Source organism: Pseudomonas putida (assembly GCF_050989985.1).
GTDB classification, from domain to species: Bacteria; Pseudomonadota; Gammaproteobacteria; order Pseudomonadales; family Pseudomonadaceae; genus Aquipseudomonas; species Aquipseudomonas putida_AI.
In genome coordinates this window covers 5,759,421-5,785,151 of the sequence record NZ_CP158815.1, presented here as the reverse complement: position 1 = coordinate 5,785,151, position 25,731 = coordinate 5,759,421, and the positions used below count along the sequence as shown (strand labels likewise).

Here is a 25,731-nt window from a genome sequence, read left to right as displayed (position 1 = left end):
GCGCAGCCCAACGCGAGCAAGCTCGCTCGCCACAAAGTGATGTATTACTGGGCCGCGATGCTGTACCCGTCGAATGCCGTCTGCTGCTGCAGTGCGGTGATGATGTTCTTGCGGTTGGCGGCTTGTTCGGCGCCGCTGTTGTCGATGAAGGTTTCGCTTTCCAGCTCCGCTTCATCGCCTTCACCAACGAAGGTGAAACCAAGGAATTCCAGGGCTTCGCGGTCAACGTTCAGGCGCGAACGCGGGGTGCGCAACGGCAGGGTGACGCTGATGCCATCCTTGCTGATGGTGAACACTTCGCTTTCTTTCTTCGCCCGTGCCGCCTTGCCCTTGCTGCCGCTCGGGTTGCTGATGGCCTGGTGGGTCTGGTTCAGCACTTTCAAGGCCAGGCCGTAGACGATCTCCTGAAATGCCGGATCGTTCTTGAAGCTCGACAGGATGCGGCTGATCGAGAACTTGCTGCTCAGGTCTTCCAGGGCGGCGATATCGGCAGCTTCCGCGTCCTTGAGTTGCTTGAGCTGGCCCATCAGTTCATAGGCCTTGTCGTCGTCGAAGCTGTCATGTGCCTGGCGGATCGCGGCGCGCAGCTCGCGAATCTGCTCGCTTTCGCGGTTGGACTGGAAAGCGTCCAGCACCATCTCGCTGATGGTTTTGGCCTGGGGGACGTGTTGTGAAAGATTGATGGAGTTTTCGTATTCCGCTTTGGACGACAGGGTGACTACGGTTTCAGCGGTATTGGAATCGGACATTGAAATTTCACTACTTTGTTCAGCTTGAATAGGGGGAAAAAGCGTAGGGGCTTTTTCGGGCCGACTAATCTATTGGACCGGGGCTGCGTTGTCACGGATGAACAGGCGGCTGGTCAATTTTTTGCTTTTCTGTGGGAGCGAGCCTGCTCGCGATGGACGACGGAACACCGCGGGGTGTCAGGCTTCCAGCGTTATCGTTGACGTCCATCGCGAGCAGGCTCGCTCCCACAGGTTTTCAGCGTGCAAAAAAAGCCCCGCGTTCATGACGAAGCGGGGCCAGGTGCCGAGAACTGATCAGGAGTGCAGCAACCTCTGCGCCCGTTTGTCCGCCAGATGCTGAACCACCAGCCGGCCAATCAGCACCGCCAGGGTCAGGCTGATCAAGATCACCGAAATCGCCGCGACACTCGGGTCGACGTTATCGCGCAGGCCGCTCCAGATGCGCTTGGGCAAGGTATCGACGTTGACGCTGGTGATGAACAGCGTCACCGCCACCTCTTCCCAGGACAGGGCAAAACCCAGCAGCGCGGTGGAGGCCAGGCCCAGTTTCAGGTTCGGCAGGATCACCATGAAGGTGGTCTGCATCAGGCTGGCGCCGAGGTTGCGCGATGCCAGTTCGATGCGCCGGTCAATCTGGCTCAAGGCAACCAGCATGGTCACCACGCCGTAGGGTACGACCATGATCACGTGGGCAATCACCACGCCGGTCAGGGTGTCGTAGCCCATTCCCGGGGCGAAGCGGCCGAGCTTGGTTTCCATGAAATACAGCACCAGCGCCGAAATCACCGGCGGAATCGCCATCGGCAACAGCACCAGGCCGATCAGCGCGGTGGCCAACTTCGAGCGCATGTACCAGATGCCGAGGCTGAAACTGGCGGCCAGTACGGTGGCGATGAGGCTGGTGGCGAAGGCGATGGTCAGGCTCTGGCTGATCGCATGGAACCAGTCCGGGTTGCTCACCAGCGCCTCGTAGTGACGCAGCGACCAGTTGCCTTCGGGCATCGACAGGAAGCGTTTGCTGGTGAACGACACCGGAATGACCGTCAACAGCGGGAACAGCATGAAAGCCATGGCGACCACGGCCAGCAGCCGGGTACTCGGGCTTGTGCGATGGGTATTCATAGTGTTCTCAGCCTACCAGTCGGTTCACACGGGTCATTTTCAACAGCACCCAGATCAATGCGCTGACCAGGGCCAGCAGCACCACGCTCAGCGCCGCGCCCAGGCCCCAGTTGCTGGTCTGGAACATCTGCAGGAACACGTACTCGGCGATCATCACCGTTTGCCCGCCACCCAACAGCACCGGGGTGATGAAGAAGCCCAGGCAGAACACGAAGACCATGATGAACGCGCCCAGCATGCCCGGCAGGGTCTGCGGCAGCAGCACTTGCCAGAAGGTGCGCAGGGCACCGGCACCCAGGCCACGGGAGGCCATGAGCACGCGCTGATCCAGCTGGCGCATGGTCGATAGCAGCGGGAACACCGCGTAAGGGATCATCACGTGGAGCATGCCGATGACCACCCCGATCTCGTTGCGGCTCAATTGCAGCGGCTGATCGATCAGGCCCATGCCCATCAGGCTGTTGTTCAGCACACCGTTGCTGCGCAGGGTGATCAGCCAGCCAAAGGCGCGCACCAGCACGGAAATCCAGAACGGGATGAAGATGCAGATCTCCACCACCCGTTGCCAGAACGGCGGGCTGAACACCCAGCAGTAGGCCAGCAGGTAACCGATCACCAACGCCAGCAGACTTACCGTCATGCACAGGCGCAGGGTGCGCCAGAGCATGTCGTGGATCGCCGGGTCAGTGGCGATGCGCTGGTATTGCTCGATGCCCGGGGTTGGCAGCGAGAAGCTCCAGCCGACCACGCCAAGAAACGGCAGCACGTAGAAGACCAACAGCAGCACCGGCAGCGGAAACAGCAGCAGGCCGCGCTCCAGGCCCGGCGAACTGAAGCGGGGCTTGGGGCTGGACAGGGTTGAGGTCAGGGTCGTAGTCATGGTCTGAGGCTCACTTGGACAACCGCGTCAGATACTCTTCCAGGGCCTTGGAGTAGTTGTCGGCGTACCACTGGGCGTTGAGGGCGATCTGCTTTTTCAGGTTTTCTTCGGAGGCGCAGTTCGCTTCCCGTTGTTTGGCCGACATGAGCTTTTCCGTGGCGCTGTTGGACGGCCCGTTGCCGAGCAGTTCGAACAGCTTGAGCTGGCCTTCGGGCTGCAACGCGTTCTGGATGAATTGCATGGTTGGCTGAGTGCCGCCCGGGTTGCCGTTGAGCACGGCCCAGCTGCTGGAGTTGATGAAACCGTTGTCGAAGCTCCAGCGCACGCGGTTGTCGGTGTCTTCGCTGAGCAGCTTGGCGCGGGTGTGCCAGATCGCGCCCACCGACACTTCGCCATCGACCATCAGTTGCTGGCTCTCGGCGCCCGAGCTCCAGAACGACAGCACGTGGGGTTTGATCTCGTCGATCTTCTTCATCGCCCGCGGTACGTCCAGCGGGTAGAGCTGATCGGCCGGCACGCCGTCGGCCAGCAGCGCCGCTTCGAGCATCCCGTTCATCCATTTGTACAAGGTGCGCTTGCCGGGGAATTTCTTCACGTCCCAGAAATCGGCCCAGGTCTTGGGGCCGTTGTCGCCGAATTTTGCGCTGTCCCAGGCCATCACGTAGCTGAACTGGTAGCTGGCGATACCGAAATCGGAAGCCAGTGCCGGCGCTACCTGATCGCGCTTGATGACGTTGTAGTCCAGCGGTTGCAGGATCTTTTCCCGGCCCAGCACGATGGCGCTGTAGCTCTCGACATCGACCACGTCCCAGCTCGGTTGGCCGCTGGCCAGTTGCGAGCGGATCGCGCCCTCGGTCGGGCCGGCGCCGTCGATGCGCACCTGGATGCCGGTGTTCTTGGTGAAGGTATCGGTCCATGCCGAACGGAACGCGTTCAACGCATCGCCGCCCCAGTTGACCACCACCAGCGGCTTGTCCGCCGACCAGCTGATGCCACTGCGCAGCGCCAGCGGTACGGCCGCCAGCAGGCCCATGGCCTGGATGAACGTACGACGGTTGATCTGACCGCCGCGGGCTTTTTCGATAAGTACTTCGATGCAGTCTTGTTGGTGATCCGGGCCCATGGGCAAGTCCTCAAGTAGCGGGTGCCTTGGCGGGCACCGGCCTTTTTTGTTGTCGTTGGAAGAGAGCTTTGTGATGCGGATGCTTTTTGTTTGAAAGCCGGCTTTAAGCAGGTAGCAGGAAGCTTTGCTGCACCGGCCAACTGAGCCACACCGGCGCACCGCTGGGCATCAGGGCGCCCGGGTGATTGCCGGGTACGGAGAGGTTGATCGGCAAGGTATCACCGCCGACTTTCAGCGCCAGGTGGGTGCTGGAGCCCTGGTAGACCTTGTCGGTGAGTTGCGCGGGCATCACGTTGTAGCCCTCCATGGTCGGGCAGTCGCTGTGCAGTTCCATGTGTTCCGGACGTACCGCCAGCACGATGGGGGCCTGGCCCAGGGCGTTCGGCGCAACGGCGTGCAGCACGCTGGTGCCGCAACGGCCGCTGGCGGTGGCGCCGTTGCGGGTCAGGCTGTCCAGCGGGAACAGGTTCATCTTGCCGAGGAACTCGGCGACGAAACGGCTCTCGGGACGGTTGTAGATGTTTTCCGGGGTGTCGACCTGGGTCAGCTTGCCGTGGTTGAAAATCGCGATGCGCGATGACAACGCCAGGGCTTCGTTCTGGTCGTGGGTGACGAACACGAAACTGGTGCCCACCTGACGGTGGATGCGTTGCAGCTCGGTTTGCAGTTGTTCGCGCAGGTTCTTGTCCAGCGCCGACAGCGGCTCGTCGAGCAACAGCAGTTCCGGTTCGAACACCAGGGCCCGGGCAATCGCCACGCGCTGCTGCTGGCCGCCGGACATTTCCGCAGGCTTCTTGTGCATCTGCGCGCCGAGGCCGACCACTTCGAGGATGTGCTTGACCCGGCGATTACGTTCCTCGACCGGGACTTTGCGGATGCGCAGCGGATAGGCGACGTTGTCGGCGACGGTCATGTGCGGGAACAGCGCGTAGCCTTGGAACACCATGCCGAAGTTCCGCTGCTCGGCCGGGCGCCTGATGATATCGACGCCTTGTTCCATCAACTTGCCCGCCGTCGGGCTGAGGAAACCGGCGAGGATCATCAACAGGGTGGTCTTGCCCGAGCCGGAAGGGCCCAGCAGGGTAAGAAATTCACCTTTCCGCACGTCGAGATCGACGTTATCCAGCGCCGCGAAACGGCCGTAATACTGGCTGATACCTTGAGCGCTTAGCTGAATCGCTGAACGGCTGGACACAATGAGGTTCCTCTTTTTATTGCCCATAAGACGTACGAGGACGGAGGTGAGTCCGAAATGGGCTTTGGAACCTATTATTGTTAAAAATATCGCTACATCAATTGAGTTATTTTGCTCGTATTGGTTAGTTTTATTACTCAATTGATTGGCGATTTTCGCCTCGCTTCAGACCCTTGAAACAGAGCCCTGAACCTGTGGGAGCGAGCCTGCTCGCGATGGCGGTTTTTCAGGCGACATCGATGTTGATTGGCACGGCCAATCGCGAGCAGGCTCGCTCCCACAGTTTTTGCAGTGAGTTCAGGGCGTGTCTTGCCAGGTCTGGCGCGACGACTGCAGCTGGGTCTTGACCCAGTTACTGAAGGCCTGCACCACCGCGCGTTCGGCCTTTTGCGGGTCGGCGGCCAGGTAGTAGCCGCGGTGCAGGTCGATAGTGATGTCGAACGGGCGCACCAGCAGGCCCTTGGACAAGGCATCGCCGCTGATCAGGTTGTCGCCGATGGCGATGCCCTGGCCGGCAATGCAGGCGGCCTGTGCGCAATGCGCGTCGGAGAACAGGATGCCGCTGCCGGCGTTGACGCCCGAGGCGCCGGCGGCGGTGAGCCAGACGCGCCAGTCCGAGTAATCGGTCATGTGCAGCAGCGGGAAGTGGCTCAGCTCCTGCGGGCTTTTAAGGCCGCTCAGGGCGTTGATCAAGCGCGGGCTGCACACCGGGAAGAAGCGCAGGGCCACGATCTCCTCGACCATCATTTCCGGCCAGTCACCAATGCCGTAGGCGATAAACAGGTCGACGCCCGGGTTGTTGATGTCATCCGGCGTGCGCGGGGAAATCAGCTGCAATTGCACCTGCGGGTATTGCCGCAGGAAGGCGCCGATGTGGTGGCACAGCCAATAGGTGGCGAACCCCGGCGCGCAGCTGACGCACAGCCGTCCGGAGATTTCCTGGTCATCGATCGCCTGCCCGGCGTCGAGCAGGTTCATCAGGATCCCGTGCACCTCCCGCGCATAGCGTTCGCCTTGCCAGGTCAGGCCGATGCCCCGGCCGATGCGCTCGGTGAGGGCAAAGCCCACGCATTCCTCAAGCTTGCTGATCTGGTGGCTGATGGCGCTGCGGGTCAGGTTCAGTTCACGGGCCGCGACCGACACGCTGCCCAGGCGGGCCACCGCGTCCAGCGCGCGAAGGGCGGTCATCGAAGGAAAGCGCATAACTCATTCCGCTGAAAGGTTGAAGGAATACGAACGAACGACGCGGCCTTTTGTGGCGAGGGAGCTTGCTCCCGCTGGGTCGCGAAGCGGCCCCAATTGCATCATTCGTCCAACTTTGCGCCTGCTGCGCAGTCGAGCGGGAGCAAGCTCCCTCGCCACAAAGTTGTGTTTAATCTCACTTATGGTGAAGGAAATCGAACAGTCAGGCCAAAAAAAATCGATTGTTGTATTGGTTGATTCAACAATACTAGTTCCATTCGTCAGTGCGCCGGCATATCCGCGAGCGCAGATTTCATGGATAAAAGAGGTGCTGCATGACCAGTTGTGCCCAGGCGCTCGTCCGGTTGCTGGAAGGTTATGGCGTTGAAACCGTGTTCGGCATTCCGGGCGTACACACCGTGGAGTTGTATCGCGGTTTGCACGGCAGCCGCCTGAAGCACGTCAGCCCGCGCCACGAGCAGGGGGCCGGGTTCATGGCCGACGGCTATGCCCGGGCCAGCGGAAAGCCGGGGGTGTGTTTCATCATCACCGGCCCCGGCATGACCAACATCATCACCGCCATGGGCCAGGCCTATGCCGACTCGGTGCCGATGCTGGTGATCTCCACCTGCAACCGCCGTGAACAGCTGCGCCTTGGCCATGGTCACCTGCATGAACTGCCTGACCAGCGTGCGCTGGTCGCGGGCGTCTGTGCCTTCAGTCATACCTTGCAGCATCCGTCACAACTGCCGGAAGTGTTGGCCCGGGCCTTTGCCCTGTTTGGCTGCACACGACCGCGCCCGGTGCACATCGAGATTCCGCTGGATGTGCTGGAGATGTCCGCCGACGGTCTGGATCTGAGCCCGCGCCCATTGCCGGCCGCACCGGCCCCGGCATCGCAGACCATCGAGGCGGCCGTTGCCCTGATCAACGCTGCCAAACGCCCGTTAATCCTCGCCGGCGGTGGCGCGCGGCGCTGCTCCCAGGCCCTGACAGCGATTGCCGAACGCTTGCAGGCCCCGGTGGCGCTGACCACCAATGCCCGTGGCCTGCTGGCCCCCGAACACCCCTTGCTGCTTGACGGTGTGCAGTCTTCGGCCCATGGCCGCGAGCTGATCGCCGAGGCTGATCTGGTGCTGGCGGTCGGCACCGAGCTTGGGGAAACCGATTACGACTTTTTCGGCCTGGGCGCGCTGTCGTTCAAGGCACCCCTGATTCGCCTCGACATCGACCCGATGCAAGTGCTCGGCCTACAGCCAGCGGCGGTGGGTTTGCTCGGTGATGCCGAACAAGGCCTGCGGGCGCTGTTGGCGAGTCTGCCGCAGCGTCAGGCGCAAGCGAACTGGGGCGGCGAGCGCGTGGCGCGGGTCAATGCCGTCGAACATTCCGGCTGGAGTGCAAAACAAAGCCGCATGCAGGCGCTGCTCGATACCCTGCGCGATCACTTGCCCGAGCCGCTGATCGTTGGCGATTCGACGCAGCCGGTGTATCAGGGGGCGTTGGGTTATCGCGCGCCGACGCCCAACAGCTGGTTCAACGCCGGCAGTGGCTACGGCACCCTCGGCTACGGTTTGCCGGCGGCCATCGGCGCCAAGCTGGCGCAACCGCTGCGCCCGGTGGTTGCGTTGGTGGGGGACGGTGGCCTGCAGTTTTCCAGCGCCGAACTGATCGCCGCCAAAGAGGCCGGCGCCGGGGTGATCCTGCTGCTGTGGAACAACAGCAGCTACGCCGAAATCCGCGACTACATGAATGCCCGTTCGGTGCCGTTGCTGGGGGTGGACATCCTCACGCCGAACTTCGCAGCCCTGGCGCAGAGCTGCCACGTCAGCCATCACCGCGTGAGCCATTTGCAGGGCCTGCGCGCGTTGCTGGACGAGCTCGGCAACCCTGATGAGCCGGTGATGATCGAGGTCGATGCCGCGACCTTCCTGGCTGACTAAAACAACAATAATTTTTCAGGTCCCCAACCCGCCCAGCGCCTGGTGGACCTTTCAACCTCCTGAACTCAAAGGTGGCTTACATGGCCGAGTCCGACAACTTTCTCTCTACCCATTCGGCGCAGGGGACCTACGCTGACCTGATACTCGCCAACGGTCGCATCTATACCCAGGACCCGGCCAATCCCTGGGCCGAGGCCGTGGCGATTCGCGACGGCAAGTTGATCGGCGTCGCCAGCCTCGGCCAGATCGAAATGTTCAAGGGCCCGAACACCCGGGTGCACGATCTGCAAGGCGCGTTCTGCATGCCGGGCCTGCACGACATGCACACCCACCCCGACCTTGCCCTCGCGCCACGCTACGCCGATGACCTGGACGTGGGCATCGAGGACCCGACCCCGGAACAGCTGCGCGAAAGCATCCTCGCCTATGCCGACAGCCATCCCGGCGACGGCTGGATCTACGGTCAGTACTGGGTGCGCTACACCTTCCGCGAAGCCGGCCTGACGCCGGGCCGCGCCTGGCTCGACAGCGTCATGCCGGACCGTCCCGTGGCGCTGCTCGACCGCATGTGGGGCACCATGATGGTCAACTCCAAGGCCCTGGAACTGGCGGGCATCGACCGCCACACCTCAGACCCGCGCAATGGTTATTTCGAACGCGACGAGCTGACCGGCGAGCCCACCGGCCTGATGATCGACGGCGCCTACGCGATGATCCACGCCGCGATGCCGCCGACCCCGGTCAGCGTGCTGCGCCGTGCCTATCGCGATGGCGTGCACTTCCAGAGCTCCCGTGGCGTGACCGCGAGCAAATACGTGCACGTGTGCGAGCAGCGTCTGCAAGCGCTGAAGGAGCTCGACGACAGCGGCGAGCTGACCGTGCGCATCGAGGCGGCGATCAGTTGGCAGGACGATATCTTTCCGGTGCGTCGTCGCTGGGAATTGCTGGCTGGCGAACGTCATTACTATCGCAGCGCGCGCCTGAGCGCCAACGCGGTGAAGTTCCACTTCGACGGCACCGTGGAACCGAAATCCTCGTACCTGCTGACACCGTGGCCGCAAGAGAAGAGCTGGCGCGGCAAGCTCAACCTGACCCCGGAACACATCACCGACATGGTGGTGGACATGGACCGCAAGGGCATCCGCGTGATTGCCCACTGCACCGGTGACGGCGCCTCCGACGTGTTCCTCGATGCCGTGGCCGAAGCCCGTCGTCGCAACGGTTTCAGCGGCGTGCGCCATCAATGCGCACACAGCACCTTGCTGCATCCGGGCAACCTGCCGCGCTTCAAGGAACTCAACGTCATTGCCGAGTTTTCCCCGGCGGCCTGGTACCCGACGCCGTTCGCCAGCGGTGCGCGTTCCGGCTACGGCCAGGAGCGGCTCAAGCGCATCTACGACTTCAAGGGCGTGCTGGCGGCGGGCGGTACCGCGGTGATGGGCACCGACTGGCCGGTGGCGTCCATCGACCCGTGGCTGGCGCTGGAAACCATGATCACCCGCCAGAACCCGTGGAACGACGACCCGGCCTGCTTCGGCGACCCGATCAGCCTCGAACAGGCGCTGACGGTGATCACCAGCAACGGCGCGGTGGCCATGGGGCTGGAGCAGAGCACCGGCAGCCTGCAAGTGGGCAAGTTGGCGGACCTGATCGTGATCGACCGCGACCTGTTCGCCGCTCCGGCGCGCAATTACATCCACAAGACCCAGGTGTTGCTGACCTTCGTCGAAGGCCAGTTGGTCTACGACCGTCATTCGACCCTGGAATCCGTCGGCCTCAAGGCTGTTTGGCAGGGTGAACCACCGGTGTTGGAGGGCAAGGCAGAATGACTTCCCCACGCATTGCCGTGACCGTCGTCTCGGGTTTTCTCGGCGCCGGCAAAACCACATTGCTCAACCGCATGGTGCGCCGTGCGGAGGGCAGCCGACTGGCCGTGATCGTCAATGACTTCGGCGAATTGAACATCGATGCGGCCATTGTTTCGGAGGTCACCGACGCGGTGTACAGCCTGCAAAACGGCTGCATCTGCTGCACCGTGCAGGAAGACCTGCTGGCGCAACTGGGCAGCCTGGCGCAGCTGGAGCCACGGCTTGAACGCATCGTCATCGAATGCAGCGGGGTCTCCGATCCACAGCGCATCGTGCAGACCCTGGCTTATCCACAGCTGCGCAGCCAGATGCAGCTGGACATGGTCATCACCGTGGTCGACGCCACCCGTCACCTGCAACTGGAGGGCGAATATGCGCGCCTGGCCCGCGCCCAGGTGGCGGCTGCCGACCTGTTGCTGTTGAACAAGACCGATCTGGTGGACGAGCCGCAATTGCAGGCGTTGCGTGAAGCCTTGGGGCTGCGCACGCGGATACACGAAAGCGTGCAGGCGCAGTTGCCGGATGCGCTATGGCTCGAGACCGAACTGGAGCTTGAGCCGCGTGCGCAGAAGCCGCTGACACGGGTGGCTGACGGCGACCACGGTGAAATGTTCAGCAGCTGGCTGTGGCAAAGCGACTCGGCGCTCGATGCCGAGGGTTTGCGTGCCTGGTTGCAGGCATTGCCCAGTGATGTGTTTCGGGTCAAAGGGCTGGTGCGGCTGGCGCAGGGTGACAAGGCGCACTGGTTGCAGCATGTCGGCACCCGCAGTCAGTTTCAGCCGGCGGGTGATGAAGCCAAGGCCAGCGGCTCGCGGCTGGTGTTCATCGCACGTCGCGGTTTCGATGGCTGGGAGGCGTTGGGGCAGGGGCTTGAGGCTTGCTCGCTGAAAGCGGGGACGAAGGCATGAGTCCTGTCGAGCAACGGCTGCGGGAAGAGCTTGCAGCCTGTTATCGCCTGATTGCGCATTTCCGCATGACGGATTTGATCTTCACCCATATTTCGGTGCGTCTGCCGGGGCCGGAGCATCATTTCCTGATCAACCCTTATGGGCTGATGTTCGATGAAATCACTGCGTCGAATCTGGTGAAGATCGATCTGCAAGGGCGCGCGGTCGAGCCGTCGCCATACCCGGTCAATCCGGCGGGCTTCGTGATTCACAGTGCGATTCATGGGGCCCGTGAAGACGCGCAATGTGTGCTGCACACCCACACCAAGGCCGGTTGCGCCGTGGCCGCGTTGAAGTGCGGGTTGTTGCCGGTGAACCAGATTTCCATGGAGTTCTACGGCAAGGTCGCCTACCACGACTATGAAGGCGTGGCGCTGGACATGAGCGAGCAGCAGCGGCTGGTGGCGGACATGGGTGACAAGCCGGTGTTGATGCTGCGCAACCATGGTTTGCTGACGGTTGGCGAGACGGTGAGCCAGGCGTTCCTGCGCATGTATTACCTGGAAAAGGCCTGTGAAATTCAGCTGGCCGCGCAGGCTGCCGGGGAGTTGGTATTGCCACCGGTTGAGGTGTGCGAACACACCGAGCGCCAGTTCAACGACCCGGGGCGGCCGCTGGAGGAAGGGGAACTGACCGACCCGGATGCCATGCAACTGGCCTGGGCGGCGTTGTTGCGGATGCTGGATCGGGTGGCGCCGGGGTATCGGGATTGAGCCAGGCCCTTCGTTGAATGGGCTGACGCCATCGCGAGCAGGCTCGCTCCCACAAGGGATATGTGTCGAGCCTAAATCTGTGCCATGACGCAAAACCTGTGGGAGCGAGCCTGCTCGCGATGCGGTGGGTCAGGCAATGAAGATGTTGAAGCTGCCGGCCCCATCGCGAGCAGGCTCGCTCCCACAGGGGATGTGTGTCGAGCCTGAATCTGTGCCACGACGCAAAACCTGTGGGAGCGAGCCTGCTCGCGATGCAGTGTGTCAGCCAATGAAGATGTTGAAGCTGCCGGCCCCATCGCGAGCAAGCTCGCTCCCACAGGGGATGTGTGTCGGGCCTGAATCCGTGCCACGACGCAAAACCTGTGGGAGCGAGCTTGCTCGCGATGGGCGCGCCACGGACTGTCAGGCGTGCCCAGGGGCATTCAGGCTCATCGACCGCACCGCCGTCTCTTCATCCTTGGGCAACGAAAAACGGAAGGTCGCACCGCGTCCGGGCACATCGACCAGCTGAATCTCGCACCCATGCAATTGTAGGATGCGATGCACGATTCGCAGCCCCAACCCACCATCGCGCCGCGCGCCGCCAATGTTGAACGGGCGCAGGAACAGGCCTTCGCGCAGTTCCGGGGCGATGCCGGGGCCGGTGTCGCTGACGGTCACTTCAATAAAGGATCCTTGCGGCCTCAGGCTCAGTTCGATTTCCCCACCTTGCGGCGTATGGCGCAGGGCATTGTCGAACAGGTTGGTCAGCACCCGTTCGATCAACCCCAGGTCAGCGCAGGCCGCCGACACGTTGGGGGCGAAGGTGGCCTTGAGTTCCACGTGCCGCGCCTCGGCGGTGAGCTCGAATTTCTGGAAGATGTCCTGCGCCAGATCGGTCAGGGAAAAGCGCTCCAGGATCGGCTGCACAAAACCGTGCTCCAGGCGCACCAGTTCCAGCAGCGACTGCGCCAGGCCACCGACCTTGCGGCTCTGATCCAGGGCGATGCCCAGGTAGCGGCGACGGTCTTCGGGAGACAACGTGGCGTCCTTGAGCGACAGGGTTTCCAGATATCCGTGCAAGGACGCCAGGGGCGTGCGCAGGTCGTGGGAGATGTTCGCCACCAGTTCGCGGCGTTCCTGATCCTGGCGGGTCAGGGAGCGCCACTGCTCGCCGAGACGCACCTGCATCTGCCGGAAGGTGGCATCGAGGATGGCGATTTCGTCGTGGCTGGCGACTTTCTCCGCGGGCAGGGAGGGCGCCGGCGTGACAGGGATGCCGTCGATGTCAAAGCGGCTGACACTGTCCGTCAGGCGGCGCAATGGCCGGGTGATCAGGGCAAACGCCGTGAGACCGGCAATCAGACACAGCAGCGCCACCAGGCCGATGGACAGCAGCGCTGTGTTGAGCGCGGCGCTGGTGGCACCGCGTTCGGCGAGGCGGTCATGGTCCTCGCCGAGCAGCACCACGTAGAGATAACCCGCCGGCTTGCCATTGACCTTCAGCGGCGCGGCGCTGAACACCTTGCGTGCATCGACGCTGCGCGGGTCGTCGCCGAGAATCGGCAGGGCATCGCCCTTGAGCAGGCGCTGGATCGGTGCCAGATCGACCTGTTCCCGGTGTATCCGGCCCTCGGGCGCGGCGCTGCCGACAATCCTGCCCTCGGTGTCCAGCAGGTACACCTCGACGCTGGGGTTGACCTGCATCAGCTTGCTGAACAGATCGCGCACGGCATTGGGCATCAGGCCTTGAGCGTCCATCAGCACCGTGTCGCGGGCGATGTGTTGTGCCAGGTCCCTCGACAACCCCTGCACCACTTCCTGTTCATGCATCTGGTTGGAGCGCACCTGCATCCACGCCGAGGTGCCGCAGCACACCAGCAGCAGGACGGCGAACACCAGGGACAGGCGTTGTGTGAGGGTCAGCCTCATGGTTGTGACTCCTCGCCGGCGGCAAACTTGTAGCCCCGCCCCCAGACCGTGAGGATGCGCGCCGGTTGCGCCGGATCGGCCTCGATTTTGGCGCGCAGGCGATTGATGTGGGTGTTGACGGTGTGTTCGTAGCCTTCGTGGCTGTAACCCCACACGGCGTTGAGCAGGTCCATGCGCGAAAACACCTTGCCGGGCTGGCGCGCGAAAAAGTACAGCAGGTCGAACTCCCGGGGCGTGAGGTCCAGGCGCCGGCCGTCGAGGGAGGCTTCACGGGTAATCGGGTCGATGGCCAGGCCGTCGATGTTCAGGCTGCCGGCGTCCATCTTCAGGTTGCGTGCCATGGCATCGACCCGGCGCAACAGGGCTTTGACCCGGGCCACCAGTTCGAGCATGGAAAACGGCTTGGCCAGGTAGTCGTCGGCGCCCAGTTCCAGCCCGAGAATGCGGTGCACTTCGCTGGAGCGGGCGCTGGTGATGATGATCGGGGTGTAGCGCGCCATGGCACGGGCGCGCCGGCAGATTTCCAGGCCGTCGACGCCCGGCAGCATCAGGTCGAGAATCAGCGCATCCCAGTTGCCTTGCTGCAGCAGGCGCATGCCTTCATCGCCATCGGCACAGTGCACCACCTCGAACTGCTCATCGCGCAGGTGCAGGCAGATAAGGTCGGCGATATGCAGGTCGTCCTCGACCACGAGGACGCGTTTGTTCTGTTCCATCGGTAATACCCTGTACCTGTAGGAGCGAGCATGCTCGCGATGGTCGTTAACGATTACGTGGGAAACCTGGCACCCCGCGGTGCCCTCAGGTTTTTCGCGAGCATGCTCGCTCCTACAAAAAAGCAAAAAAGCAGTTATCCGCGATTCCGTCGATAAGCGGCATTGTGCGGTGTTTTCGGAAGTCGAGTTATCACGAATTGTTTAACTTCCCGTGAGGATTTGGCGATCACCCCAAGCTTAGGCTCAGTTCCATGAAAGACCTTATGGACTTCGGAGACGACCATGTTCTCAAGACGACAATTTCTTTGGGCGAGCGGTGGGCTGGGGGTTGCAGCCCTGGCCATCGGTGCATTGCCAAAATTCGCCAGCCGCTCTGTACTGATCAGTGAGGCTGACGCATCGGAGGTGTTCGAAGTGACCCACAGCGACAGCGAATGGCACGCCATCCTCAGCGACGAGCAGTATGAAATCCTCCGCGAAGAGGGCACCGAACGGGCTTACAGCAGCCCGCTGAACAACGAACACCGCGACGGCACCTTCGCCTGTGCCGGCTGCGATCTGCCGCTGTTTTCCTCTGCCACCAAGTTCGACAGCCGCACCGGCTGGCCAAGTTTCTGGGCGCCGCTGGACAAGGCGGTGGCGACCCGCCAGGACCGCACCTTCGGCATGGTCCGCGAAGAGGTTCACTGCCGACGTTGTGGCGGGCATCTGGGGCATGTTTTCGATGACGGGCCGAAACCCACCGGGCTGCGCTACTGCATGAACGGCCTGGCGATGAAGTTCGCGCCCCGCACGGTCTGATTCCTTTCACTCACGTTTGCAGGTAAGCACTATGTGGCTTCTGGTCCTCGCGTATCTCGGCGGTGTACTGACGATTGTCAGCCCCTGCATTTTTCCGGTGTTGCCCTTTGTCTTCGCCCGCACCGGTCAACCGTTTGTGAAGAGCGGCTTGCCATTGCTGGCGGGCATGGCGCTGACCTTCGCTTTCGTCGCCACGCTGGCGGCGGTGGGCGGTGGCTGGGTGGTGCAGCTCAATCAGTACGGGCGCTGGCTGGCGCTGGTGTTCGTGGCGCTGTTCGGCCTGACGCTGTTGTTGCCGCAACTGGCCGAACGCCTGACCCGGCCGCTGGTTGCTGCCGGGAGTCGTTTGTCCGAGGCAGCGGGCGCCGATGCCCGGCCACGACCCGGCGCTTCGTTCCTGATCGGGGTCGCCACCGGTCTGCTGTGGGCGCCCTGCGCGGGGCCGATCCTGGGCCTGTTGCTGACCGGTGCGGCGCTGCAGGGTGCGAGCATCGCCACCACCTTGCTGTTGCTGGCCTATGCCGCCGGTGCGGCCACTTCGCTCGCCGTGGCACTGTTGCTGGGCGGCAAGGTATTCGCCGCGATGAAACGCTCGATCGGTGCGGGCGAGTGGCTGCGACGTGGTCTCGGCGCCGCGATGCTGGCCGGCGTGGCGGCCATTGCCCTGGGGCTCGATACCGGGATTCTGGCGCGGGTTTCCACGGCCTCCACCGGCGGGATCGAACAGGCGCTGGTGGAGAAACTGGCGGGCAAGTCACCGCGTAACAGCACGGCGATGATGGCGCAAAAACCGTTGTCGGAAGGCTCGTTGCCAGTGGCGGACACCACCGCCAGCACCTTGCCGGTCGAGGGCAACCTGCCGCCGCTGGACGGCGCCGTACAGTGGCTCAACTCGGCACCGCTCGATGCCCAGGCGCTGAAAGGCAAAGTCGTGCTGGTGGATTTCTGGACCTACTCCTGCATCAACTGCCTGCGCTCGCTGCCCTACGTGAAGGCCTGGGCCGAGAAGTACCGCGACCAGGGGCTGGTGGTGATCGGTGTGCATGCGCCGGAGTTCGCCTTCGAGCGCAACGTCGACAACGTCACCAAGGCCATGAAGGATCTGGGGATCAACTACCCGGTGGCCATCGATAACGAGTTCAAGATCTGGCGTGCCTTCAACAACGAATACTGGCCGGCGCACTACTTTGCCGATGCCCAGGGGCGCATTCGTTATCACCACTTCGGCGAAGGCGAATACGCCGAATCCGAGCGGGTCATCCAGCAACTGCTGCGTGAGGCCGGTGCCAGCAAGGTGTCGGACGGGCTGATTACCGCCAAGGCCGAGGGCGTGCAAATGGCCCCGGACAACAACGAAGTGCAATCGCCGGAAACCTATGTCGGCTATCAGCGCGCAGAGCATTTCGTGCCGGAAACCAGCCTGATACCGGACAAGGTGGCGACCTACAACCCACCGGCACAATTGGCACTGAACGACTGGAGCCTGGGCGGGCAGTGGCATGTCGGCGCAGAACGCGCCACCGCCAGTGCGCCGGCCAGTCGCATCGTCTACCGCTTCCACGCCCGCGACCTGCATCTGGTGCTCGGCCCGGGCGCGGATGGCAAGCCGGTGCGCTTCAAGGTGCTGATCGATGGCAAGGCCCCCGGTAATGACCACGGCATGGACGTGGCGCCCGATGGCAGTGGCACGGTGACGGACCAGCGCCTGTACCAACTGGTGCGCCAGAACGGCGGTGTGGATGACCGGACCTTCAGCATCGAGTTTCTTGATCCGGGCGCATCGGCCTACGCCTTTACCTTCGGTTGACAGCCCCTTTCAGTTTTGTGGAGTTCGAACCATGAAAACCCTGTTCACCTGGCGTCGTACGTTGTTGGCATTGGCCGCTGCGGGCGCTATTGGCCAATGCTCGGCGTTCTCTCTGGGCGGTGCTGAAGAGGCGGTGAAGATTGCACCGCCAACCCTCGACGAAGTCACCCAGGCCCACAGCGAAACCGCAGTCTTTGCCGGCGGTTGCTTCTGGGGCGTCCAAGGGGTGTTCCAGCATGTCAAAGGCGTGAAAAACGCGGTCTCCGGCTACGCGGGCGGGGCGGCCAGCACGGCGCAGTACGAGCGGGTCAGCGATGGCGATACCGGGCATGCGGAGTCCGTGGAGGTGACCTTCGACCCAAGCCAGGTCAGTTACGGCACCTTGCTGCAAATCTACTTTTCGGTGGCCCACAACCCGACCGAACTCAACCGCCAGGGGCCGGACACCGGCACCCAGTATCGCTCGGCGATCTTCACCAAAAGCAGCGAACAGCAACGGGTGGCGCAGGCCTATATCGCCCAGCTCGACGCTGCCCATTCATTCGACAAACCGATCGTGACCAAGCTGGAAACCTACAACGGTTTCTATCCGGCGGAAGAGGAGCATCAGGACTTTCTCACCGAGCATCCGAGCTATCCCTACATCGTGATCAACGACCTGCCGAAGGTGGCGCAACTCAAGCAGCTGTACCCGGATCGCTATCAGGAAAAACCGGTGCTGGTGAAGGCGGGGATGTGAAAGCAAGGGGGCAAGACTGTTCAGTTAAGCTGAACTTGAAGAGTGAAATATTTGTGGCGAGGGAGCTTGCTCCCGCTTGAGTGCGCAGCACGCACAAACAATCGCGAGGGTTGCCTGATTTTTGGGACTGCTGCGCAGCCCGACGCGAGCAAGCTCGCTCGCCACAGGGATTGGGGGGACCCAGACTTTCTTGGGTGAATAACAGGGGAGGAGGGCGTTATCCCGAGATCACATTCTTGCCGGCGATCTTCGAGCGGTACAGCGCCTGATCGGCACGGGCCATCAGGCCGGTCTGCTGCTCTTCATCGAAGCGCTGCACCACGCCGAAACTCATGGTCACCTGGAAGTCCCCGACCGGTAGCAACTCGGTCAGGCCATGACGGATGGTCTCGGCGAGGGTTCTGGCTTCGGCCAGGGAGGTGTTGGCCAGCGTCATGATGAATTCATCGCCGCCCCAGCGGGCCAGCAGGTCGCCTTCGCGTACGAAGCGCTTGATGTTGTCCACCACGTGCACCAGGGCGGCATCGCCCAGCGCGTGGCCGTAGTGATCGTTGATGATCTTGAAGTCGTCGATGTCCATGGCGATCAGCGACAGCGGCTCGCGAAAACGCTGGGAGCGCTCGCAGGCCTGGGGCAGTACCTGTTCCAGGCGATAGCGGTTGGCGATGGAGGTCAGGGTGTCGGTGTGCGCCAGCTTGCGGTTTTCTTCGAGCTGCAGTTGCAGTTGCTCGTTGACCCGGGACAGCTCCTGGGTGCGCTCTTCGATCTGCGCTTCGAGCGAGTGATTGCGTCGTTCCAGCTCTTCGAGCAGACGTCGCCTGTCTTCGATACTGCGGTGCGCGCCGACCATGCGTGCCACTGAGCCGTCTTCGTTGCGGGCAAGTACCTGACCGCGATCTTCGATCCAGATGTAACCGCCGTCATGGGTGCGGCAACGATACTCGGCCTGGTAAACCGGGCTGCGTTCGCTCAAGTGATCATCGAAACGGGCCATGACCTGTGGGTAATCATCGGGGTGGATGATGTTTTCCCAGGTCAACACGCTGTTATCCAGAGAGTGAGGCGAATAGCCGAGCATTTCGTACCAGCGGGCGTTGCGGTAGACGAAACCGGTATTGGCGTTCCAGTCCCAGATTCCGTCGCTGACCAGCTCCATGATGGTGTGCAGCATGCTGTCGTTCATGCCCGACAGATCGAACTTCACCGGTTCGATGTTCGATGCTTCGTCCATCGCTGCTCTCCCTGCTGCCTGATATCAAAATGACCAGTCCTGCGCGGAGATTAATTCATGCCGCACCGGGGCGGCTAGTGCTTGCCCCACATGCCCATGGCGAAGTCGACGAAACGACGCAGTTTGGGCAGCCGATAGCGATCCTGGGCATACACCAGGTGCATCGGCCGGCACGGCAGTTGATAGCGTTGCAGCAGGGGAATCAGCTTGCCGTCCTTCAGGTCCGGTTCCACCAGCGCGTCGGGCACCATCACGATGCCCATCCCGGTGCGTGCAGCCTGATGCAAGCCCGCCGAACTGTTGATCACCATGGATCCGCTGACCGCCACCACGATTTCGCCATCCGGGCCGTTCAGGCGCCATTGTCGGGCCACCGCCTGCCAGTCATCGCCGGCGGGGTAGGCGAAGGCGAGGCAGTTGTGGTGCTGCAGGTCTTCGGGTTCTTCCGGGGTGCCATGACGGGCCAGGTATTCCTTCGACGCGCACATGGTCAGGGTGTAATCGATCAACGGGCGGGCGATGAGGTTCGAGGGTTCGAGCGCGCCCAGGCGGAAGGCCACGTCGAAGCCGTGGTCGAGCAGGTCCGGGCGGCGATTGGTCAGCACCACGTCCAGTTTCACCCGCGGGTTCTGCAGGCTGAACTCACTCAGGGCCGGCGCCAGGCGTTCGGTGCCGAAGGTGAGCGGGGCGGTAATACGCAGGGTGCCGCTGGGCTCATCGAGGGTCTGTTCGGCCAGGCGTTCCGAGTCCGCCACCAGCCCGAGCACTTCAAGGCAGCGCTGGTAATAGGCACTGCCGAATTCCGTCAGGCGCTGGCGGCGTGTCGTGCGGTTGAGCAGGCGCACACCCAGGCGTTGCTCCAGTGCCTTGAGGTGATTGCCGACCATGGTCGTGGACATTTCGCACTGCTGTGCGGCGGCCGTCATGCTGCCGGCTTCCACGACGCGGACGTAGACGGTCATTGCCTGGAACAGATCCATTATCAAGCTCAGCTTTAAAATGATTGAAGTATTACTGCGTTTATCCAGCTCAGGTGGCTAACCATACTGCAAAAACACCGACAACTGCTGGAGCCTGATGTCATGACCGCCGCCTGCCTGATGAGCACTTACCAACCCCTGGCCTTGAGTTTCGATAAAGGCCTGGGCACGCGCCTGTGGGATCGGGCCGGTCGTGAATACCTGGATGCGGTCGCCGGCGTGGCGGTGACGAACGTGGGCCACTCCCACCCGCGAATCGTCGCCGCCATCAGCGAGCAGGCCGGGTTGCTGCTGCACACCTCGAACCTCTACAGCATCGATTGGCAGCAGCGGCTGGCGCACAAGCTCACTGAGCTTGCCGGCATGGATCGGGCGTTCTTCAACAACTCCGGCGCCGAGGCCAACGAAACGGCGCTGAAAATCGCCCGGCTTCATGGCTGGCACAAAGGCATCGAACAACCGCTGGTGGTGGTCATGGAGAACGCCTTTCACGGGCGGACCCTTGGCACTCTGTCCGCCAGCGACGGTCCGGCCGTGCGCCTGGGTTTCAACCGGTTGCCGGGGGATTTCATCAAAGTGCCGTTCGGTGATCTCAAGGCGCTGGAGCGGGTGCAGCAGGCCCATGGCGAACGCATCGTGGCCGTGTTGATGGAGCCGATCCAGGGCGAAAGCGGCGTGCAACTGGCGCCACCCGGCTATCTCAAGGCCGTACGCGAACTGTGCACCCGGCGTGCCTGGCTGCTGATGCTCGACGAAATCCAGACCGGCATCGGCCGTACCGGCCAGTGGTTCGCCTTCCAGCACGAAGGCATCGTTCCGGATGTGATGACCCTGGCCAAGGGCCTGGGCAACGGCATCCCCATCGGTGCCTGCCTGGCCCGTGGCAAAGCCGCCGAAATCTTCACCCCCGGCAGCCACGGCAGCACCTTCGGCGGTAATCCGCTGGCCTGCCGGGTGGGTTGCACGGTGCTGGACATCATCGAAGAACAAGGCCTGCGGGAAAACGCCCGGCTTCAGGGCGAACGGCTGCTCAAAAGATTAAGCATGGAATTGGCCGAGCACCCCAACGTCCTGGCAATCCGCGGCCAGGGCCTGATGATCGGCATCGAACTCAAACAACCGATCCGCGACCTGACCCTGATCGCCGCCCGGGATCACGGCCTGCTGATCAACGTGACGCGGGGTCAGACCATCCGCCTGCTGCCGCCGCTGACCATTGATGAGCGGGAAGTGGAGATGATTGTGAGAGGGGTGGGCCGGGCGATTGCTCAGTAGTGATACCTGCACATCAAGATGCATATCTCACCGTCCTCGATCGTGTAGACCAAACGATGCTCAGCCGTAATCCGGCGTGACCAACAGCCGCTCAAGTTGTGTTTGAGCGGCTCTGGCTTGCCCGGACCGGCAAACGGTTCGCGCTGGATAGCCTTGATCAGGAGGTTGATTCGTTTGAGCCCGGCCTTGTCGTTTTGCTGGAACCAGAGATAGTCATTCCAGCCCTCAGGAGTGAACTCGATCTTCATTCTTCGATGAGTTGCCTGGCTTTGGTTTTTCCCGCTCGCAAGTTACCCAGAGATTTGATCAAGCGTTCGGCATTGGCTGGGGAACGGAGCAGGTAGGCGGTTTCTTCGAGGGCGTTGTATTCCGCCAGAGACATCATCACCACCGGTTCGCCCTTCTGACGGGTAATCAGCAGCGGGGCGTGGTCTTCATTGACGCGATCCATGGTTTCAGCCAAGTGCGCGCGTGCTGTGGTGTAGTTGATGGTGTGCATGCAATGTTCCTCGCTTGATGCAAGGAACGTACAGATATGAGTACAGGTTGACAAGGCGATACCTCTGAATGGTCGTTGTGCAGTTGGCGCATCAACATCAGTTCTGAGTATCGTTGAAACCTCTTCAAGACATTTCCGTAAGTGGTGTAGTCCAGATCCGAAAGGAAGGCAGCGGTTAACCGATGTTGGCCATGGCATTGGCGAAATGGGTGATTTCAATCTGATCTTTCAGCCGGATCTGGGAACCACCAAACGCGTCGAACAGCCGCTGATGCGCAGCGAACCCACTGGAGTCGTCGCGCGTTCGATAGCTGCCCGCCCACTCCAGCAAGGCGATCAAGCGCTCGTCGTCATTCACCTCGCGTTGGCGAATGTTGGCGACGCACGCTTCGTCTTCAACACTCAGCCAGATCAACGCTGTGGCCCGGTTCAGCAGCTCGCTGACGATCCAGCCATAAACCCCTTCGATCACCCAATGTTCTTCGCTGGCGGCGATGCGTGCCATGCCCAATGCCTCGGCGCGGGGGCGGGGGATGCTGTGTTCGTCGGATAGCCAGTGGATTTGATCGAGATCGGTCCAGGGGATTTGCAGGTGCCGGGACAAGCGCTCGGCCAGCCAGCTTTTGCCGGAGCCGGAATTGCCGATGATCAGGGTTCGGGTGAAGTCCATGGGCGACACCAATCAACTGTAGGAGCGAGCCTGCTCGCGATGGACGTCAACGATAACGCGGGGCATCAGACAGCCCGTGTCGCCCATGCCTCCATCGCGAGCAGGCTCGCTCCTACAGGGTTTAATCATTGTCTTCCGGGGCAACCATCCGCGTCTTCGGCGCCCCGTTGGCATTGAGCTGAAAGATTTCCCGCGGCTGTCCCTGTTCATTAAAGAACACCTGCCCGACCCCCGCCGAGTTCCACAGCCGCTCACCCGCCTGGGCGTGTTCGGGAATGTGCGGCACGATGCGCATGCGGCGGCGTTTGGTCAGCCAGTTCAGCGGCGAGCGGGGCGAGTAGAGCCAGCGGTTGAGGCGGTCGAACCACTCCAGCAGGGTCGGCGGGAATTCGTTCTTGATGCCGCTGCTGGTGATCTGCCAGATGCGCGGCCCGGCCTTGCGGTGTCGGATCAGCACTTCGTAGACGAAGGAATAATGCACATCGCCCGACAGCACCACGTAACTGCCCGGTGTACGCGAGTGTCGGAAAATGTTCAGGATCACCTGCGCTGCGCCGCGATGGGCCATCCAGTTTTCCGCATCGACCAGCAGGGGATAACCGCACCAGCTGAAGACGCGCTGCACGGTTTCGATCAGTTTCACGCCGAACACCGGCGCCGGTGAAACGATGATCGCCGACGGATGATCCAGCAGCTCCTGTTGCAGTTCGCTCAAGGCTTCCCAGTCCAGCAGGCCCGACGGTTGCTTGAGGTTCATCTCGCTGCGCCAGCGCCGGGTGCGGGTGTCGAGCACGACCATGGCCGGTGTGGTGGGCAGCACGTAATGCCAGCGCTGGAACTTCAGCAATTCATCGATCAACGCATCCTGCACGGGGCTGTCGAGATAGCCGTCGTTGCCGGTGGCGCTGAAACGGCTGGCCTTGTCCATGACGCCGCTGAACGCATCCGGATTGTTGCCCCAACCCTGACACAGCATGTAGGCCAGCAGCGCATTGCCGATGATGCGTTTGGAGAACGGATGGCCGTAGGCCGTTTCCTCCCATTGCGCGGAAAGATTCCAGTCATCGGTAATATCGTGGTCGTCGAAAATCATCAGCGTCGGCAAGTGCGCCAGCGCTCGCGCCGCATTGCCCAGGCCAGCCTTGAACCCGTCGAGGCGCGTCTGCTCCAGGGCATAACGCTCGCGCCGCTGTGGTGTCAGCGTCGGTGGTTGCGGCGCGATCAAGGACCAGGGCACCGGCGACCAGACCAGCAAATACATGGCCATGACTTCGGCGAAAGTCACCAGATGATTGTCGGCACTGCTGCTGGTGAAAATCGGCTTGCGCGCGCCACCGAAAAATCGCTCGCGCAGGGTCTCGTTGCTCTCCAACGCCGGCAACAAATCCGCGCGATGGTAGTAACTGGCCGGGTGCTCATAGAGCCTGGCGCTATCGCTGACCACGGCGCCTTCCAGGTGCTCGCCGAACAGCCCAAGCCGCTCGATCAAGGCATGGATCGCCCGCAACATCGGCCCCGCCACGTCATCGGCGTAGACCTGATCGCCGGTCATCATCAACAGTGCCGGGCGATCCGTGGCCGCGTGGGTTTGCGCCAGCAAGTTATCCACACAGAGCAAGCCGTCCGCGGCCGAGTGATGGGGCTTGCGGCAAGAGCCATGCAGCAGTTGATCGATCCGAGCCCGCAGGACAAAGTTCGGACGCGGCGCATCGCCATACAACAGGTGCGGCGCCCAGTCGGCGATGCCCGTTGTGCCATCCAGCAGCAGGTCGTATTCGAGCAATTCATCACAGGGCAGGGCGCTATCGAGGGTGACGTCGATCAAGTGCACGTAGGCATGACTGCCGATCGCTATCACCGTGCATTGCCCGGCTTCCAGGCGAATGTCGCGTACATTCTGCAAACGCAGGGTCAATGCCAGCGGCCGCGAACCCACCAGCCACAACACCAGCCGCTTGGGCTCCAGGCGCCGCAGCAGCGGGCCGGCCAGCACGGGTGGCAATACTTGATGATCGTCGGGCAATGGCTGTGTAACGGGCATCCGGGTTCGAGCTCTTGGGGCACAGAGGCGGGCGATGATAACGCAGGTCATCGCCGGTGCCTGTTAAGCCTTGTGAGCCGGGATGCGCAAATGCAGGCTACAGTGGATGTTCCATGCAGCGTGTACGTATTCGGGAAGGAGAGCGAACATGAACAGAATCATACTGCCGGCACTGGCCATCTTCATCGCTGCGCAATCCCCGGCATACGCCATCAGCGACAAGTACCGCAAACAGCTTGAGCAGTCCGGTTGTACACAGGTCAGCGAGACCCAGGGCTGTGATATCCACAAGAGCAAGGCCGAGAATGCCAAGGCCGGGTTCAGCAACCCCGCGGCCGATGGCGCAACCACCCAGACGCCCTACGCCGGGCAATGGGTGGCCAAGAGCGATGCCGGCGCCACCGTCGCGACGATTCGTATCGATGCCAAGGAACAGGTCTGGGTCAACGGCAAACGGGTCAACGCCAAGCGCACCGACGGCACGCTGCAATTTCGCCAGGGCAAGCTGACCTTCACGATCCAGGGCGATCGGCGGCTGCAGAATGAGGATTACTGGACCGACAGTGATGCCGGGACCAAGGGGCCGATTCAGATCGAGTAGCCTCTACATCCTGGGACGCGGCATCGTCGAGGGCATGCGTTGTTGGTCGGGGATAATCCTGCCACTGCCCCCGGTGTTCGGCGGTCTCGCCTGGTCGTCCTGGCGAGTGTCATGGCACGACGACCCGCTGATGGCCACGAACACGAAGAGCAGCAGCGGCGCGATCGGGTGCTTGAACATGAGGGTTCTCCAGAGCCAAGTCACTCCAGCTTAATAGCTGTTCTGCACGCGCACCGAGCCGTTGGTCCGCCTTCATATTCCAGCGTTTGTGCCAAGCTGATGAGACGCCCATTCGCCGCTCGTTCAGGAAGCCATGACATGAAGCACGCCCCTACGTCGCACATCCGTCGAGAGTTCTACAAATCCGTTGGCTTCTACCTTCGACTGGCCTGGCCGATCTTTTCCGCGATGTTGGTCGTCATCGTTACGGTTGGCTTGATCATCAGCTATCTGGAGGGCTGGGATGCGTTCGACGGCATCTATTTTGGCTTCGTGACGGGCTTGACCATTGGTTATGGCGAGTTGGTGCCGAAACTGCCGCTGTCGCGGGTATTGGCGATATTGCTTGGGTTCAATGGTGTGCTGCTGACGGCGATCTTTGCGGCCATCAGCGTGCGGGCGATCGAGACGGCGGTGCGGGTGACGGGGGGAGATAAGTAAGTCGGGCAAACACAACACACCACCCCTGTGGGAGCGAGCCTGCTCGCGAAGGCGGTGTGTCAGTCAATGTAATATCGCCTG

24 protein-coding genes are annotated in these 25,731 nt (G+C 62.2%); 10 read left to right on the top strand and 14 right to left on the bottom strand.

The window, feature by feature from the left end:
- Window positions 1-44: 44 nt before the first annotated feature.
- The 6 genes from ABTV29_RS26470 to ABTV29_RS26445 all read right to left on the bottom strand — a co-directional run bounded on the left by ABTV29_RS26470 (window position 45) and on the right by ABTV29_RS26445 (window position 6,272).
- The gene (locus tag ABTV29_RS26470; protein WP_433767516.1) at window positions 45-749 is read right to left on the bottom strand and encodes a hypothetical protein; all 705 of its coding nucleotides are present in this window, start codon (window positions 747-749) and stop codon (window positions 45-47) included.
- A 294-nt stretch (window positions 750-1,043) separates the two neighbouring features.
- Window positions 1,044-1,871, bottom strand: coding sequence for an ABC transporter permease (locus ABTV29_RS26465; protein WP_433767515.1), 828 nt, complete (start codon window positions 1,869-1,871; stop codon window positions 1,044-1,046).
- Window positions 1,872-1,878: 7 nt separating this feature from the next.
- Complete coding sequence (locus tag ABTV29_RS26460; protein WP_433767514.1) at window positions 1,879-2,751, bottom strand: ABC transporter permease; 873 nt, start codon at window positions 2,749-2,751, stop codon at window positions 1,879-1,881.
- A gap of 10 nt (window positions 2,752-2,761) precedes the next feature.
- Window positions 2,762-3,874, bottom strand: a complete 1,113-nt coding sequence (locus ABTV29_RS26455; RefSeq protein WP_433767513.1) for an ABC transporter substrate-binding protein — start codon at window positions 3,872-3,874, stop codon at window positions 2,762-2,764.
- A gap of 103 nt (window positions 3,875-3,977) precedes the next feature.
- Complete coding sequence (locus tag ABTV29_RS26450; protein ID WP_433767512.1) at window positions 3,978-5,069, bottom strand: ABC transporter ATP-binding protein; 1,092 nt, start codon at window positions 5,067-5,069, stop codon at window positions 3,978-3,980.
- A gap of 297 nt (window positions 5,070-5,366) precedes the next feature.
- Window positions 5,367-6,272, bottom strand: a complete 906-nt coding sequence (locus ABTV29_RS26445; protein WP_433767511.1) for a LysR substrate-binding domain-containing protein — start codon at window positions 6,270-6,272, stop codon at window positions 5,367-5,369.
- 314 nt (window positions 6,273-6,586) lie between these two features.
- Between ABTV29_RS26445 and ABTV29_RS26440 the strand changes: the two genes are divergently transcribed.
- The 4 genes from ABTV29_RS26440 to ABTV29_RS26425 all read left to right on the top strand — a co-directional run bounded on the left by ABTV29_RS26440 (window position 6,587) and on the right by ABTV29_RS26425 (window position 11,719).
- On the top strand, window positions 6,587-8,191 hold the full coding sequence (locus ABTV29_RS26440; RefSeq protein WP_433767510.1) for a 5-guanidino-2-oxopentanoate decarboxylase: 1,605 nt from the start codon (window positions 6,587-6,589) through the stop codon (window positions 8,189-8,191).
- Between the two features lie 80 nt (window positions 8,192-8,271).
- Window positions 8,272-10,020: an amidohydrolase gene (locus ABTV29_RS26435; RefSeq protein WP_433767509.1), complete on the top strand. Its 1,749-nt coding sequence runs from the start codon at window positions 8,272-8,274 to the stop codon at window positions 10,018-10,020.
- Window positions 10,017-10,967 carry a CobW family GTP-binding protein gene (locus tag ABTV29_RS26430; RefSeq protein ID WP_433767508.1) on the top strand — a complete coding sequence of 317 codons (951 nt, stop codon included), beginning with the start codon at window positions 10,017-10,019 and terminating at the stop codon, window positions 10,965-10,967. Before ABTV29_RS26435 ends, ABTV29_RS26430 begins: the two co-directional genes overlap by 4 nt.
- Window positions 10,964-11,719, top strand: coding sequence for a class II aldolase/adducin family protein (locus ABTV29_RS26425; RefSeq protein ID WP_433767507.1), 756 nt, complete (start codon window positions 10,964-10,966; stop codon window positions 11,717-11,719). Before ABTV29_RS26430 ends, ABTV29_RS26425 begins: the two co-directional genes overlap by 4 nt.
- A gap of 402 nt (window positions 11,720-12,121) precedes the next feature.
- Here the strand turns inward: ABTV29_RS26425 and ABTV29_RS26420 are convergent, their stop codons facing one another.
- Both ABTV29_RS26420 and ABTV29_RS26415 read right to left on the bottom strand, forming a co-directional pair.
- Window positions 12,122-13,630 (bottom strand): sensor histidine kinase, encoded by a 1,509-nt coding sequence (locus ABTV29_RS26420; protein ID WP_433767505.1) that lies wholly within the window; start codon window positions 13,628-13,630, stop codon window positions 12,122-12,124.
- On the bottom strand, window positions 13,627-14,346 hold the full coding sequence (locus ABTV29_RS26415; protein WP_433767504.1) for a response regulator transcription factor: 720 nt from the start codon (window positions 14,344-14,346) through the stop codon (window positions 13,627-13,629). The genes ABTV29_RS26420 and ABTV29_RS26415 overlap by 4 nt, the downstream gene beginning before the upstream one ends.
- 282 nt (window positions 14,347-14,628) lie before the next feature.
- On the opposite strand from ABTV29_RS26415, the gene msrB reads away from it, so the two are divergent.
- From msrB to msrA, 3 genes are read left to right on the top strand one after another with little or no spacing between them, the layout of a single operon-like run.
- Window positions 14,629-15,147, top strand: coding sequence for a peptide-methionine (R)-S-oxide reductase MsrB (gene msrB, locus ABTV29_RS26410; protein WP_110967973.1), 519 nt, complete (start codon window positions 14,629-14,631; stop codon window positions 15,145-15,147).
- 31 nt (window positions 15,148-15,178) lie between these two features.
- Entirely contained in the window at window positions 15,179-16,954 is a 1,776-nt protein-coding gene (locus tag ABTV29_RS26405; protein ID WP_433767503.1) for a cytochrome c biogenesis protein DipZ, read from the top strand.
- Window positions 16,955-16,985: 31 nt separating this feature from the next.
- Window positions 16,986-17,693 (top strand): peptide-methionine (S)-S-oxide reductase MsrA, encoded by a 708-nt coding sequence (gene msrA, locus ABTV29_RS26400; protein WP_433767502.1) that lies wholly within the window; start codon window positions 16,986-16,988, stop codon window positions 17,691-17,693.
- A 217-nt stretch (window positions 17,694-17,910) separates the two neighbouring features.
- Here msrA and ABTV29_RS26395 read toward each other — a convergent pair whose 3' ends face one another.
- Window positions 17,911-18,924, bottom strand: coding sequence for a sensor domain-containing diguanylate cyclase (locus tag ABTV29_RS26395; protein WP_433767501.1), 1,014 nt, complete (start codon window positions 18,922-18,924; stop codon window positions 17,911-17,913).
- Between the two features lie 74 nt (window positions 18,925-18,998).
- Entirely contained in the window at window positions 18,999-19,904 is a 906-nt protein-coding gene (locus ABTV29_RS26390) for a LysR family transcriptional regulator (RefSeq protein ID WP_433767500.1), read from the bottom strand.
- A gap of 102 nt (window positions 19,905-20,006) precedes the next feature.
- Here ABTV29_RS26390 and ABTV29_RS26385 point away from each other — a divergent pair, with 102 nt between their 5' ends.
- A complete protein-coding gene (locus ABTV29_RS26385) occupies window positions 20,007-21,179 on the top strand; it encodes an aspartate aminotransferase family protein (protein WP_433767499.1) in 1,173 nt (390 codons plus the stop codon).
- On the opposite strand, the gene ABTV29_RS26380 is transcribed toward ABTV29_RS26385, so the two are convergent.
- The 4 genes from ABTV29_RS26380 to ABTV29_RS26365 all read right to left on the bottom strand — a co-directional run bounded on the left by ABTV29_RS26380 (window position 21,173) and on the right by ABTV29_RS26365 (window position 24,389).
- On the bottom strand, window positions 21,173-21,427 hold the full coding sequence (locus tag ABTV29_RS26380; RefSeq protein ID WP_433767498.1) for a Txe/YoeB family addiction module toxin: 255 nt from the start codon (window positions 21,425-21,427) through the stop codon (window positions 21,173-21,175). The two genes, ABTV29_RS26385 and ABTV29_RS26380, sit on opposite strands and share 7 nt — an antisense overlap.
- Window positions 21,424-21,678, bottom strand: a complete 255-nt coding sequence (locus ABTV29_RS26375; RefSeq protein WP_433767497.1) for a type II toxin-antitoxin system Phd/YefM family antitoxin — start codon at window positions 21,676-21,678, stop codon at window positions 21,424-21,426. Before ABTV29_RS26375 ends, ABTV29_RS26380 begins: the two co-directional genes overlap by 4 nt.
- 175 nt (window positions 21,679-21,853) lie before the next feature.
- Window positions 21,854-22,348, bottom strand: coding sequence for an adenylate kinase (locus ABTV29_RS26370; RefSeq protein ID WP_433767496.1), 495 nt, complete (start codon window positions 22,346-22,348; stop codon window positions 21,854-21,856).
- Window positions 22,349-22,469: 121 nt separating this feature from the next.
- Entirely contained in the window at window positions 22,470-24,389 is a 1,920-nt protein-coding gene (locus ABTV29_RS26365) for an alkaline phosphatase D family protein (RefSeq protein ID WP_433767495.1), read from the bottom strand.
- Window positions 24,390-24,537: 148 nt separating this feature from the next.
- Here ABTV29_RS26365 and ABTV29_RS26360 point away from each other — a divergent pair, with 148 nt between their 5' ends.
- Window positions 24,538-24,990 carry a hypothetical protein gene (locus tag ABTV29_RS26360; protein ID WP_433767494.1) on the top strand — a complete coding sequence of 151 codons (453 nt, stop codon included), beginning with the start codon at window positions 24,538-24,540 and terminating at the stop codon, window positions 24,988-24,990.
- Between the two features lie 318 nt (window positions 24,991-25,308).
- Entirely contained in the window at window positions 25,309-25,650 is a 342-nt protein-coding gene (locus tag ABTV29_RS26355; protein WP_433767493.1) for a potassium channel family protein, read from the top strand.
- The last annotated feature ends 81 nt before the right edge of the window (window positions 25,651-25,731 follow it).

Coding starts and splice junctions, on each gene's coding strand:
- ABTV29_RS26470 (WP_433767516.1), bottom strand. CDS start 749: ATGTCCGATTCCAATACCGCTGAAACCGTAGTCACCCTGTCGTCCAAA.
- ABTV29_RS26465 (WP_433767515.1), bottom strand. CDS start 1,871: ATGAATACCCATCGCACAAGCCCGAGTACCCGGCTGCTGGCCGTGGTC.
- ABTV29_RS26460 (WP_433767514.1), bottom strand. CDS start 2,751: ATGACTACGACCCTGACCTCAACCCTGTCCAGCCCCAAGCCCCGCTTC.
- ABTV29_RS26455 (WP_433767513.1), bottom strand. CDS start 3,874: ATGGGCCCGGATCACCAACAAGACTGCATCGAAGTACTTATCGAAAAA.
- ABTV29_RS26445 (WP_433767511.1), bottom strand. CDS start 6,272: ATGCGCTTTCCTTCGATGACCGCCCTTCGCGCGCTGGACGCGGTGGCC.
- ABTV29_RS26440 (WP_433767510.1), top strand. CDS start 6,587: ATGACCAGTTGTGCCCAGGCGCTCGTCCGGTTGCTGGAAGGTTATGGC.
- ABTV29_RS26435 (WP_433767509.1), top strand. CDS start 8,272: ATGGCCGAGTCCGACAACTTTCTCTCTACCCATTCGGCGCAGGGGACC.
- ABTV29_RS26430 (WP_433767508.1), top strand. CDS start 10,017: ATGACTTCCCCACGCATTGCCGTGACCGTCGTCTCGGGTTTTCTCGGC.
- ABTV29_RS26425 (WP_433767507.1), top strand. CDS start 10,964: ATGAGTCCTGTCGAGCAACGGCTGCGGGAAGAGCTTGCAGCCTGTTAT.
- ABTV29_RS26420 (WP_433767505.1), bottom strand. CDS start 13,630: ATGAGGCTGACCCTCACACAACGCCTGTCCCTGGTGTTCGCCGTCCTG.
- ABTV29_RS26415 (WP_433767504.1), bottom strand. CDS start 14,346: ATGGAACAGAACAAACGCGTCCTCGTGGTCGAGGACGACCTGCATATC.
- msrB (WP_110967973.1), top strand. CDS start 14,629: ATGTTCTCAAGACGACAATTTCTTTGGGCGAGCGGTGGGCTGGGGGTT.
- ABTV29_RS26405 (WP_433767503.1), top strand. CDS start 15,179: ATGTGGCTTCTGGTCCTCGCGTATCTCGGCGGTGTACTGACGATTGTC.
- msrA (WP_433767502.1), top strand. CDS start 16,986: ATGAAAACCCTGTTCACCTGGCGTCGTACGTTGTTGGCATTGGCCGCT.
- ABTV29_RS26395 (WP_433767501.1), bottom strand. CDS start 18,924: ATGGACGAAGCATCGAACATCGAACCGGTGAAGTTCGATCTGTCGGGC.
- ABTV29_RS26390 (WP_433767500.1), bottom strand. CDS start 19,904: ATGGATCTGTTCCAGGCAATGACCGTCTACGTCCGCGTCGTGGAAGCC.
- ABTV29_RS26385 (WP_433767499.1), top strand. CDS start 20,007: ATGACCGCCGCCTGCCTGATGAGCACTTACCAACCCCTGGCCTTGAGT.
- ABTV29_RS26380 (WP_433767498.1), bottom strand. CDS start 21,427: ATGAAGATCGAGTTCACTCCTGAGGGCTGGAATGACTATCTCTGGTTC.
- ABTV29_RS26375 (WP_433767497.1), bottom strand. CDS start 21,678: ATGCACACCATCAACTACACCACAGCACGCGCGCACTTGGCTGAAACC.
- ABTV29_RS26370 (WP_433767496.1), bottom strand. CDS start 22,348: ATGGACTTCACCCGAACCCTGATCATCGGCAATTCCGGCTCCGGCAAA.
- ABTV29_RS26365 (WP_433767495.1), bottom strand. CDS start 24,389: ATGCCCGTTACACAGCCATTGCCCGACGATCATCAAGTATTGCCACCC.
- ABTV29_RS26360 (WP_433767494.1), top strand. CDS start 24,538: ATGAACAGAATCATACTGCCGGCACTGGCCATCTTCATCGCTGCGCAA.
- ABTV29_RS26355 (WP_433767493.1), top strand. CDS start 25,309: ATGAAGCACGCCCCTACGTCGCACATCCGTCGAGAGTTCTACAAATCC.